The following is a 12638-nucleotide window of genomic DNA, read 5'->3' on the forward strand; positions in this document are numbered from 1 at the left end:
TCCGAGAGACTGATCTATTCAATGAAAAAGCCCGAAAGAGAGTATCTTTCGGGCTCTGTTTTTCTGGGGTATCTCAGCCAAAGGCTACATTGTTTAAAGGCTAATCCCAGTCTGGAGCAAAACTTGGACTTGCAAGACGATGACCTCTATCAAGCTTGCCGATCTTCTCCATATCGGACTCGGTTAGCATCACCTTTTCTGATTGTAAGTTACTCTCGATGTTGGCTTTCTTTGTTGATGAGGGAATCGTTACGAAATCATTCTGGCGCATCCAAGCAAGCACAATTTGAGCAGGGCTCGCGTCATGCTCTTTAGCAATGGCTTGAATGGTTTCATCTTTTAGCACATCACCATAAGCAAAAGGCATGTACCCAGTCACTATCACACCATTGGCTTCACAAAAATCAACCACCTTATGATTTTGCAAATATGGGTGCACTTCTACTTGATTGGTGTAAACCTCTCCATCACCTAGGATATCAATGGCTTTCTCAAGCTGAGCATTAGTAAAGTTAGAGACGCCAATATGGCGAACCAAGCCTGAATCTTTTAGCGCCTTTAGTTCTGGAAGGTACTCTTCCATTGGTACTTCATCATCTTTAAGCGGCCAGTGAATTAACAATAAATCTATGTAATCTGTCTTTAGCTTTTCTAAGCTCTCGTGAACGCTTGGCGCAAACTTTTCCTTAGAAAAGTTATCTATCCAGACCTTAGTAGTCAGAAAGATCTCTTCACGAGGAATAGAGGAATCAGAAATCGCCTGTCCCACTTCTTGTTCATTTCCATAAATCTGAGCCGTATCGATATGACGAAATCCGGCTTCTAATGAAATTTTCACCGAATCATAGCCTGCACCGTCTTTGAGTCTGTAGGTGCCCGCTCCCAAAAGGGGTATAGAGTTCATGGTTTTCTCCAGTTAGTAGATACTCGAATAATTCTGGCAGAAAAATAGGCGGGAAAGTAAAAAGGTCGCGCATTATTAGCGCGACCTCTCAGAGTTTTAGTTGTAAGCACCACTTGAGTAATGCAATTCATAACTGTGGCTGTATATCTCAAGGATATTGCCGAAGGGGTCTTCCATATAAATCATGCGATACGGCTTTTCGCCCGGGTAATAATAGCGAGGCGCTTTCATACGCTTCTTTCCGCCCGCAGCAACAATTTTCTCCGCTAACCCCTCAACATCAGGGTCCTGAACGCAGAAGTGAAATACCCCTGTTTTCCAATATTCAAAGTTGTCTTCTGGATTCTGCTGATTTTTAAACTGAAATAGCTCCACCCCAATACGATCTCCCGTAGACATATGCGCTATCCAAAAACGCTCCCAACCGGCGCCGAACACATCAGTACACATTTCTCCTATGGCAGAGTCATCTTCCACAATCTCTGTTGGTTCCATTATCAGATACCAACCCAATACTTCTGTGTAAAACTTAACGGCAGCTTCCAAGTCAGGCACTGATATTCCGATATGACTAAAGTTTCTTGGATACGTGTGGTTGGTGTTTGGAGGGGTGATCATAAGGTGTCTCCTCTGAGTGAATTGAAATAACTGTAGTTCACTAATCTATTTGACGCTGAAAAAGCGACGAGCTTCTCGCACTCACAATTGCACAGGGTTATACTGTGTGGGACACATTTATATATCAAAGGCATGCAATGACTTCTGCTACTACTCCAAATGTCCCAAAGGATCCATCAGAGCGCTTTAACCTATTCTTTAAGGCTGCGGTAAACGATAAGAAAATCTGGCTATTAATTGATGAGCACGGAAGTGTCATGCTAAACACTGAAGACGAAGAATGCGTCCCTGTTTGGCCTTCAGAAGAACATGCATTGCTATGGGCAACAGGCGAATGGGAAGGCTTTACTGCTGAACCTATTTCTATTGCTAAATGGAAGTCTCGCTGGACTCATGGCCTTGAAGAAGACGAGCTATCGCTGGTTGTTTTCCCTGACCAAGAAGGTGAAGGAATCGTTTTGTACCCTGACGAGTTTGAAATGGAACTGGTCAAGCGCGAATCGAAGCAGCAAAGATAAAAAACCACCTTACTACTAAAAAGGCCTATCAATAGATAGGCCTTTTTAGTGCGTGAAACAAAGTCCTTCTCTCAAAGATATCTATTTCTACGTGCATAAGCTCACAGTTTCTATGCCATCAAATTGACATAAAATAGTACAATTAGCATGCTCTATTTTACGTTTTGTTACAGATATCCATGCAAAAAATGAATAAATCACTCATAGCATTGACGCTAGCTATATTCCTAAACGGCTGTGGTGGCGGTGGAAGTTCTTCTGATTCTGACACCGGTTCACCAACCGATCCTGGCACAGGAACCCCTATTGAACCAGGTGATCCAATTGCGCCATATAGTATTACTAAATACCAAGATATTCTGTCCAATTCAGATTTACAGCAATCCGACCCCGATGGAAGCGCATCCAACAAAGAAACCGTTGTGCGCGATGGTAATTTTTCTGGGTATCTGGACGACTATTTCTATGCTCAAGAAAACACACAATACCTAGTCTTCAAGATGTCGAACTACTCCATGCGCAATGAAGTGCGTGAAAGAGATAATTTCGATATCAATGTTGAGGACGAAAAGCGCACATTGTTGGCTGAAGTAAAACTACCTAACATCGAAGACGCTATGAGCAACAGCTCTTCGAGCCGTGACGAAGTGACGTTTTTACAGATCCACAACAAAGGCACCTCAAGTGATGGCACCGGTTACATCCCCCACCCTCTACTGCGAGTGGTCTATGAGTTAGAACGTGATGGAAAATATGGTCACTACTGGGCTGTATTAAAGACCAATGCTGTCGATTGTAAAGGAGAAGGCTCTGATCCAGATTCAGCAGAGTGTCAAAATGCCTACGACCGTATCGATCTTGGTGAAGCAAATACTTATGCCTTCACTAAGTTTGAATTGATTGTCCAAGAAAATAACTTATCTATTGAAGTTAATGACATTGTAAAAGCCAATCTTGACATCTCCTATTGGGAACACCTACTGAGTTACTTCAAGGCTGGTGTATACAATCAATTTGAAAACGGTGAATCAGAAGCTCATTTCCGAGCGTTAAAAGTGATAACTTCCGACTCAAACACAGCATATAACTGGGACATCGACAGCTGGAAATTAACTATTCCAGCAAGTAAAGACGATTGGTATGGCTCAGGTGGTGATAGTGCTGCCGAAATCACACCTGATCGCTGTGGTTACTCTGACAAAGATACTCTCGCGAATGACGAGGTCGTCTACGACAATGATCAAAACATTGCGTATTTCAATGTTGAAGATGGGCGCATGCACTTTAGAGCAGATATGGGATATGGCAGCTCGACAGCCAACTCAAGCTACATCCGTTCTGAGCTGAGAGAGCTGTATGTCAGCACAAGTAACCCAGATTGCAGTACCAGTGATGAAGACACGAGCTGGTATCTCGATGACAAGAGAACGGGTGCTACGATTCACACACTTAACGCCACTCTGAAAATAGAAGACTACCCTAACATCAGCCAACCTAAGGTCGTTTTAGGGCAAATCCATGGTTGGAAGATCAATCAAGCTCTGGTCAAACTTTTATGGGAAGGAAATAGCAAACCGGTCCGAGTCATCCTTAATGATGATTATGAAATCAATAATCAAGATTGTAATCACTGCGAACCATTTAGTGTCGAGCTAGGCACCTATGCCGCTGGTGAAGAATGGAGTTACACCATTCGTGCAGACGAAAATGGCATCTATCTAGCGACCTATGATACTGATGGCAGTAATCTCGTAGCTCACTCAATCCCTTGGGGGCAAAACTACCAAGATAAAGACGGCGATACGGTTGTTTTATCTTCAGACTGGACGTCTTCAGATATCGCTTTTTACTTCAAAGCAGGCATTTATCCGCAATTTAAGCCTGATTACCCTGGTCAAATATTCGACGTTAGCTTCAGTTCTTTGAACCTAGATCACTATTAGAACATTCGAATTAGACCTTGATCGCATTTACATACATTCGCTTACATTTGTATTATTAAAATATGTATCCTTATTGTGTAAATGCGATGAGCAATCAGGTTCGAAAAGGCATCAGGCGATGTAGAAGCACGGATAGCTAAGCTTTCTTCATCAAAAAAATAATTTAAATCTCTTTTTATACTACAAATTACATTGTTGGTTTTTACAACATTAGGTGAATGGTTACATGAAACATATATATCTAAAAAGCTTGTTAGCGACTTCTGTCCTATTAGCAGTTGGCTGTACTTCTACTCCTTCAGCTCCTGAATTTCCAAACAACAAAGAAACTGGTGTAGCTCTGCTTACTCCAGTTGCAATCACAGCAAGCAGCCACGATGGTAACGGTCCTGACCGTTTGTTCGACCAAGACCTTACAACTCGCTGGTCTTCAGCAGGTGAAGGTGAGTGGGCAATGCTAGACTACGGTTCAGTTCAAGAGTTTGACGCTGTTCAAGCTGCATTCAGCAAAGGTAACGAGCGTCAGTCTAAATTTGATATCCAAGTAAGTGTTGATGGTGAAAACTGGACTACAGTACTTGAGAATCAAATGAGCTCAGGTAAAGCTCTAGGCCTAGAACGCTTCCAATGGGAAACAGCTGTTAAAGCTCGTTATGTACGCTACGTTGGACACGGCAACACTAAAAGCGGTTGGAACAGTGTGACTGAACTAGCGGCAGTTAACTGTAACGTTAACGCTTGTCCTACTAGCCACATCATTACTCCTGCAGTAGTTGCAGCTGAAGCGACTATGATTGCTGAAATGAAAGCAGCAGAGAAAGCACTGAAAGAAGCGCGTAAAGACCTTCGTTCAGGTGACTTTGGAGCACCAGCTGTATACCCTTGTGAAACTACAGTTAAATGTAACACTCGCACTGCACTACCAGTACCAACTGGCCTACCAGCAACACCTGTTGCAGGTAACGCACCTAGCGAAAACTTCGACATGACGCATTGGTACCTATCTCAACCATTCGATCATGACAAAAATGGCAAGCCAGATGACGTTTCTGAGTGGAACCTTGCAAATGGTTACCAACATCCAGAAATCTTCTACACTGCTGACGATGGCGGTCTAGTATTCAAGTCTTACGTTAAAGGCGTTCGTACCTCTAAAAACACTAAGTACGCACGTACTGAACTTCGTGAAATGATGCGTCGTGGTGACCAGTCTATTAAGACTAAAGGCGTTAACAAAAACAACTGGGTATTCTCAAGTGCTCCTGAAGCGGACCTAAAAGCTGCTGCTGGTATTGACGGCGTTCTAGAAGCAACGTTGAAAATCGACCACGCAACAACTACTGGTAACGCGAACGAAGTAGGTCGTTTCATCATTGGTCAGATTCACGACCAAAACGATGAGCCAATTCGTCTGTACTACCGTAAACTACCAAACCAACCAACTGGTGCTGTTTACTTTGCACACGAAAGCCAAGACGCAACTAAAGAAGATTTCTACCCTCTAGTTGGCGACTTGACTGCAGAAGTAGGTGAAGATGGTATCGCTCTTGGCGAGAAATTCAGCTACCGCATCGAAGTTAAAGGCAACACCATGACTGTTTCTGTTATGCGTGAAGGCCACGACGACGTAGTTCAAGTTGTAGACATGAGCGACAGCGGCTATGACGTAGGCGGCAAGTACATGTACTTCAAAGCAGGCGTTTACAACCAGAACATCTCTGGTGACCTAGACGACTACTCACAAGCGACTTTCTACCAGCTAGACGTATCTCACGATACTTACACAGCTAAGTAATTTGTAAGCTAAAGTACAATTTATGACAAAGAACCCCGCTCTAGAGCGGGGTTCTTTTTTATGTGGCTATCTACTTAAAGTATCTTGCTCTAGGTATTGGTAGTCTGTAAAACAGCTCTCAATTTAAGGATTAGACTTTAGCTCTAACCAAAGTTCTTGCTTATAAGTGGGAACAGATTTAGGAAGTCTTTTGTTTGGAACGCTAAAGATTGTAGATTTCTCCCATTTAGACAGTGGGAAGGCGGATTGAGTAACAGGATGATTTTTTAGTAAGGCTTCAAGCTCACCATTTTCAACCATTTTTTCCATGCCATATTGAATCTTAGCCGCCAACTCATAATTGTTGTGGCTGGTATAAAACATCAGAGGTACCTGATAGTGAATCAATATTGAATCGAACTTAGCCAAGGGTTTATCCGGATTATTTTCATTGTAGTACTCCAACTCCCCATACCCTTCCGTGATCCCTCTTGGAAAATAGTCACATCCTCCATCGTGCAGTTTTTCAAACATCTGCTCGAATCGATCAACTCTAACCACTTTGTAGCCACTATCTTCTAAAATATCAGCATCTGGCCAGGCGGTCCCTTGGCAAGCAACGAGACTTTTTAACTGCTCTTCACTGCTGATTTGCTCGAATTCTGGCAGTTTCTCAGGAGAAACAATCATCATTCGGTAGCCTAGCAGTCCCATGAATATGGGGACTTTAATCGAAAGAAACGACGCTTCGCGTTCAGCGGTAGGCGCAGAAGAGACAATGTCTAATACACCGCCTATCCCTAACAGTTGTAAGACTCTATCTTGGCTCAGCATTATAGGCATAAACTCTATTTTACTAGGTCCAAAATGGGCTTCCGCAATTTCAGATGACCTAGAAACGAGTTGCACTAAATAGTCATGGGAAACATCTTCTTGTGACTGTTTTGGCGTCATTTTAATGACGTGAATTTCCTCTGCTGTTGCAAGTGAGCAAGCAAGGGACAAACAAGACAAACTAAAAACACGAGATAACCGACCAAGTCTTTGCATTTTCTCTATTCGATATAGTTTAAAGGTGCTATAACATATTGGTAACTTTTTGTAATCAAGTCAATATCTTAACAGTAAGCTCCTAACTTTTTGACGCTGCGAGAAAATCTAAAAGACTAGAAAGGATTCAAAAGCTAATGAAACAAAAACTCGGTCAGGCTCTCAACCGAATAACCACCGTTTTTGCATCACTACTCATCACTGCCCTGCTCAGTACTTCGTTACGTGCAAACGAAGTAAACGATAACCTAGTTTCCAATACCACCATCAACCCAATGTCGCAGATTGGATTGGGACTGTTGATTATCTTCATGGTGCTAATAGTCATTTCTATTTTGAATCACATTTTTCGAAAGAAACATGAAAGCTTCTTCGGAGAAGAACGGAGTAAAAGGCTATTTTCAGTGCTTGTGCTTGGCCTATGTGCCAGCATGATAGTCGGCATAGCGTTTGTCCTGCAGAACGAAAGATCAAACACGTTAAATTCGTACCACGGCAGATTAGATCTCGCACAAGATGGTATTGAGGTCATTCTTCAAGAATGGTTAGGAGAAAAAGCAACTAACATTAAACTCTTAACGGACGAAAACTTCATTGTACTCGCTCAGTTACTCGATGATATCTCTACCCTTGATTTTCCAGCTGACGAGAAAGCTGAAATCATCCTCAAATCACCGATTCAAAAGCGACTTAGGCGTCATGTCAGCAGTCGTATCAATATTACCTCGAAGACTGGTTTTACTCTCATTGGACAAAATAATCTTAATCTTGCGTCCACCAATGATGATTACGTTGGGGTGAAAAGTTCGTTGGAAACTAACTCTCCGAGTTACTTAAAAAGAGCCTGGCAAGGTGAAGTTGTTTTAGTCCCCCCAGTAAGAAGCGATGAAAGCTCTCTTCAAGTTTCTGACAGTGCTGAAGTCCCTTCAATGTTCTTGCTCTATCCCATTAAAGATGAAAACAACAACATATTCTCCATATTTTCCCTGACGATAGACCCTACAAGAGGATTCACACGAAACTTTCGCGCCGCAAAAATAGGACAAACGGGTACTGTGTTCGGCGTGGACAGCAAAGGTTTTGTCATTACTAATAGCCGCTCTCAGTCTTCTATCCAGAATACCGATGATATCTTATCTAAAAAAGTGTCTCCGACATTGCTCGAAACCATCAGAGAACTGAAAAGTGACCCTGAGATTAATGATAAGAACTTTGAAAAAGACGTCACTCATCTAGACCAAGAGATGCTGACATCGGTCCGCTGGCTTCCAAAATACGGTTTCGCCATTGTGGCTGAAATAACGTTAAAGGAAGTCTATAGCGTTTTTTATACAACACGTTTTGTGCTTATTGCCTTCTTGCTCATCTCTGTTGGTTTGATCATTTCGGTTTCTTTATTCCTACTCAAAGTAGGAACTCGCTCTTATGAAATCATGACTAAGTCCAATGCCGAACTTGAAGAACAAATAGATGCTCGAACCCAAGAGTTGAACAACAAGCAACAAGAACTACTGCAAATACTTGAGTCCTCACCTATCGCTGTAGCAATCATTCAAGAAAATCAGCCCGCCTATACCAACCCTAGGGCGTTGGAATTATTTGAAATCTCTAAGGAGCAGATCCATCACTATGACGTCTCTAAGATCTACAACTCTTCAGATGATAGAGCCAAGGTCTATGAAGAACTGATCGCCAATGGCGCAGTCGTTGATAAGGAAATGCAACTTCGAAAACAAAATGGTGAGCAATTTACGGGACGTGTCAGCTATTACAGAACGCACTTCAACGATAAAGAAGCCGTTCTCTTCTGGGCTTATGATGTCAGCGATATGATTGAACTGACCACAATGCTAGAGCAGTCGCGAGAGCAAGAGAAGCAAGCTAACCAATCCAAAAGCCAGTTCTTAGCCAATATGAGCCATGAAATCCGAACGCCTATGAATGCGATAATCGGTATGACTCATTTAGCCCTCACTCGAAATCAAGAACCTGCTGTTGCCAGATATCTGCAAAAAGTGGAACAGTCATCCTCTACCCTGCTCAATCTAATCAATGACATTCTGGATCTATCCAAGATAGAGGCTGGTAAACTTGAATTAGACAATCAACCTTTCTCTCTCAGAGAACTGTTACGAAGACTTGCTGATATTTGCACAATAAAAGCGGTAGAGAAGTCGATTCGACTCTATTTTGACATCGGTTTTAACGTTGAACGCTACCTAGTTTCAGACGATACGCGTTTATTCCAGATACTGCTCAACCTCACGGGCAACGCAATCAAGTTTACTCAAACAGGCTCAGTGATTGTGAAAGTACAACTGCTAACGGATCTTGAAAACCAGCAACAACTTAGATTTAGTGTTGTTGACTCGGGTATAGGTATCAGTAACGAGCAAAAATCAAAACTATTCCAATCCTTCCACCAAGCGGATGCCTCAACAACGCGCAACTTTGGAGGAACAGGTCTTGGACTGTCAATTTCAAAACAATTGGTAGAGAAAATGGGAGGCTCACTGGAACTCGATAGTGAGTTGGGAGTTGGCAGTACCTTTTACTTTGACGTGACCTTAGATATAGATTTAAGCCACAAGCGACAATGGCAAGAGTCAGTCCAAAAAAGCTCTCACTATCATCTTTGGATTCAAAAAGAAAACAGCACATCTAATCAACTTATTCAATCTGCGTTTAATGAACTAAATGCCAATGTGTCCTTCTTTGACTCTATCCAAGAGATCGAAGATAACATTGTTGATTCTGAGCGAAATACGTTGTTAACCGTCGATAAAGCCTGCTCAGAAAACATTCACGACCTGAAAATTTTTGCTAAAAAGCTAAACCTTAATGTGGTGGTTTCTACCGATCAAGATACTCGAGTAGAAGAGTTTCTGAATGCAGGTTGGCGCTGTCTAGCGAATCCATCATTGCCTGACGAAATCTATGATGCGGTGTTTGAAATGTCGTCGATCATTGAGCCTAACCGAGAATACAAAGAGTCTAAGTTAGTGTTCAACAATGCTCGCATACTGTTGGTCGAAGACAATGAAATTAACCAAGAGTTAGCGATAGGCCTTCTCGAACCTTTTGGCATTGACATAGATGTTGCCAGTAATGGCCAGCAAGCCATTGAACAAGCACAAAGCAATGAATACCAGTTGGTACTAATGGACATTCAAATGCCAATCATGGATGGATACCAGGCAACGAAAATACTCAAACAATCCGGCTATCCGTCACCGATTGTGGCAATGACTGCAAATGTTATGGATGAAGATATAAAACGGGCTAAAGAAGCCGGTTTTGATGACCATATTGGAAAGCCAATCAATATGGATAAATTAAAGTCCGTATTAAGCCGTTATCTAGAGGGCGGAACCGTTGCTGATACTTCCTCAAAACCGTCGGTTTCCCATTCAAACGCGCCTGAAGTATTTGATGCAACCATTGGAATGGGCACAGTCAATGGGAACCAACAACTGTACATTAAATTGTTAAGCCAGTTCCTTGATTCCGGACCTGAGCAATTGGAGTCCATAGAGCAGAATCTACAAGTTCTAGATTTTCCAGCTATAGAGATAACGGCGCATACCGTGAAAGGACTAGCTGCAAGTCTTGGCATGCCTAACCTATCGAGCACAGCCGCAGCTATTGAATCCGAGCTACAATCACAAGCACCCAATATAGATTACCTAAATCAACAATCTGGTTTGCTAAAAACGCAGCTAAGCGAAGCGAGTCAACAAGCTAAGCTGTATTTAGAAAGCATCCATGATTGCAATGATGATTTAACACCACCAAAAATCATCGATGTAGATAATCAATTGGTGAATTTGCTCAAGGCTATTGAAGCCTATGAATTCGAGGCGCAAGAGATTCTAGAGTCACTGCTTGCGGCATCACTAAACATTACGACTCGTCAGCAATTAGAAGCGGTTAAGCAAGCCATGACCAATTTCGACTACGAAGGCGCGGCAGAGTTACTGAAAAATTTAATAGGGGAACAAAGCGACCATGACAGATAATAAACAAACGATCTTAATTGTTGACGATACTCCTGCAAACATTGATGTTTTAGCCGGTACTTTTCAGCAAGACTACCGTATCAAAGTGGCCAACAGTGGCAAACTCGCCATTAAAATAGCCCAAATGACTCCAGCTCCAGATATCATATTATTAGATATTATGATGCCAGAAATGGATGGCTATGAAGTCTGTAGCATCTTAAAGAGTCAGCCAAACACTGCCCATATCCCTATCATTTTTGTTACAGCAAAGATCACCGCCGAAGATGAGATTAAGGGCTTTCGTCTTGGGGCCGTTGATTACATTACCAAACCTATTACTCCTTTGGTTGCGATACAGCGAGTCAAAACACACCTTGCTCTTGCCAATCAAAATCGTGAGCTTTATTTACAAGTTAAAAACCAAACCCAAGAGATCAATAAAACAAAACTTGAGGTCATTCAGCGTCTCGGTCGCGCCGCAGAGTACAAGGACAATGAAACAGGTTTGCACGTACAACGTATGGCGCAGTATTGCCATTTATTGGCCATTGCAGCAGGTATGAACGAAGCGGATGCAGACCTTCTTCGGGACGCGGCACCGATGCATGACATAGGCAAAATAGGTATTCCCGATGGAATATTGCTTAAAGACGATAAATTAACGGCTGAAGAATGGGAAGTGATGAAAACTCACGTCAACATCGGTGGTGATATTCTTTTCGGTCCAGATAACTCATCAGTATTGCAACTTGCCCACACTGTGGCTATGACGCACCATGAAAAATTTAATGGTAATGGTTACCCAGAAGGTATTGCTGGTGAGGATATTCCTCTTGTCGGCAGAATATCTGCCATAGCTGATGTGTTTGATGCCCTAACCTCCCCTCGCCCCTACAAAAAAGCCTGGGATACAGAGGATGCCTTTGCTCTGCTCATTGAAGAGAAAGGAGAGCATTTCGATCCAAGACTGGTTGATATTTTCCTACAGCACAAACAAGAGATATTAGAGATCAAAGAGCGCCTTTCAGACCTATAAACTCACTCACTAGATAGTATCCCCTCAACAAGAAGCATAGTAGTAGGTATCTAAGGTACCTACTACTTTTCTTAGTAAAAATAGATTTCTTGTATGCGGCTGAGTTAGCGATATTTAAAAGTGGAATTCCGCACTTAATGAGTAGCTGTTTTCAACCAACTTCGCTTCATAAATATTGTATTCCAGAGCAACCCTCACTGGACCAAGAGAGACACCTGCACCAGCGCCATAGTAGACATCATTTGTATCACCTAAATTGGTTTGAAAGTGCCCTATACCTACTCGGCCATATAGATCAAAAATTGTGATAGGCAGCATTAGCTTCGCACTCGTTAACCAAGCATCAGAATAAACGTGTTCATAGTCCTTGTGTGTATCAACATAGTCAGCGTAACCCGCTTCAATTGCAAACATGTCATGGATTTGATAACCCAAAAATAAACTGTATCCACTGTTCTCATCGCTATAATCTGTATTTTCATTTTGGGCTTGGTATTCAGAATAAAGGTAGCTCGCACCAATATAAGGGTTCGCAGATACCTTAGTTATAAAAAATACAGCTGCGATTGGAAGGATAAGTTTGTTCAGTTTCATTGTCTAAAATTCTCATTACATAAGTTAATAAGCCTCAATATCCTTGAGTTAAAGGTGACCTAATTGTCATCCGCTTCCTGCGACAGGCAAACAAGCATCTTGATTTCGTTTTCACAAGATTACTTGCTCATAGCCCGTTTTGTGGGCATATCATGCTCGAGAGTGAATGAGGTGGCATAAACGAAAGCTAAGCAGTTAAT

9 protein-coding genes are annotated in these 12638 nt (G+C 42.2%); 5 read left to right on the forward strand and 4 right to left on the reverse strand.

Annotated elements, in window-relative coordinates:
- Positions 1-100: 100 nt before the first annotated feature.
- Both dkgB and OCU46_RS14155 read right to left on the reverse strand, forming a co-directional pair.
- A complete protein-coding gene (dkgB, locus tag OCU46_RS14150) occupies positions 101-904 on the reverse strand; it encodes a 2,5-didehydrogluconate reductase DkgB (protein ID WP_141268939.1) in 804 nt (267 codons plus the stop codon).
- A 96-nt stretch (positions 905-1000) separates the two neighbouring features.
- Positions 1001-1522: a lactoylglutathione lyase family protein gene (locus OCU46_RS14155; RefSeq protein WP_141268937.1), complete on the reverse strand. Its 522-nt coding sequence runs from the start codon at positions 1520-1522 to the stop codon at positions 1001-1003.
- A gap of 137 nt (positions 1523-1659) precedes the next feature.
- Here OCU46_RS14155 and OCU46_RS14160 point away from each other — a divergent pair, with 137 nt between their 5' ends.
- The 3 genes from OCU46_RS14160 (at position 1660) to OCU46_RS14170 (ending at position 5778) form a co-directional block, all read left to right on the forward strand.
- Positions 1660-2040 carry a DUF2750 domain-containing protein gene (locus tag OCU46_RS14160; RefSeq protein WP_141268935.1) on the forward strand — a complete coding sequence of 127 codons (381 nt, stop codon included), beginning with the start codon at positions 1660-1662 and terminating at the stop codon, positions 2038-2040.
- A 188-nt stretch (positions 2041-2228) separates the two neighbouring features.
- Positions 2229-3983: a polysaccharide lyase family 7 protein gene (locus OCU46_RS14165; protein WP_141268933.1), complete on the forward strand. Its 1755-nt coding sequence runs from the start codon at positions 2229-2231 to the stop codon at positions 3981-3983.
- 226 nt (positions 3984-4209) lie between these two features.
- On the forward strand, positions 4210-5778 hold the full coding sequence (locus OCU46_RS14170) for a polysaccharide lyase family 7 protein (RefSeq protein ID WP_141268931.1): 1569 nt from the start codon (positions 4210-4212) through the stop codon (positions 5776-5778).
- A gap of 123 nt (positions 5779-5901) precedes the next feature.
- Here OCU46_RS14170 and OCU46_RS14175 read toward each other — a convergent pair whose 3' ends face one another.
- Positions 5902-6807 carry a substrate-binding periplasmic protein gene (locus OCU46_RS14175; protein ID WP_141268929.1) on the reverse strand — a complete coding sequence of 302 codons (906 nt, stop codon included), beginning with the start codon at positions 6805-6807 and terminating at the stop codon, positions 5902-5904.
- A gap of 137 nt (positions 6808-6944) precedes the next feature.
- Here OCU46_RS14175 and OCU46_RS14180 point away from each other — a divergent pair, with 137 nt between their 5' ends.
- The gene (locus OCU46_RS14180; RefSeq protein ID WP_141268927.1) at positions 6945-10826 is read left to right on the forward strand and encodes an ATP-binding protein; all 3882 of its coding nucleotides are present in this window, start codon (positions 6945-6947) and stop codon (positions 10824-10826) included.
- Positions 10816-11844 carry a response regulator gene (locus tag OCU46_RS14185; protein WP_141268925.1) on the forward strand — a complete coding sequence of 343 codons (1029 nt, stop codon included), beginning with the start codon at positions 10816-10818 and terminating at the stop codon, positions 11842-11844. The genes OCU46_RS14180 and OCU46_RS14185 overlap by 11 nt, the downstream gene beginning before the upstream one ends.
- A gap of 114 nt (positions 11845-11958) precedes the next feature.
- Here OCU46_RS14185 and OCU46_RS14190 read toward each other — a convergent pair whose 3' ends face one another.
- The gene (locus OCU46_RS14190) at positions 11959-12438 is read right to left on the reverse strand and encodes a porin (protein ID WP_141268923.1); all 480 of its coding nucleotides are present in this window, start codon (positions 12436-12438) and stop codon (positions 11959-11961) included.
- Positions 12439-12638: the final 200 nt, after the last annotated feature.

The sequence above is a fragment of the Vibrio comitans genome (assembly GCA_024346835.1).
Taxonomy (GTDB): domain Bacteria; phylum Pseudomonadota; class Gammaproteobacteria; order Enterobacterales; family Vibrionaceae; genus Vibrio; species Vibrio comitans.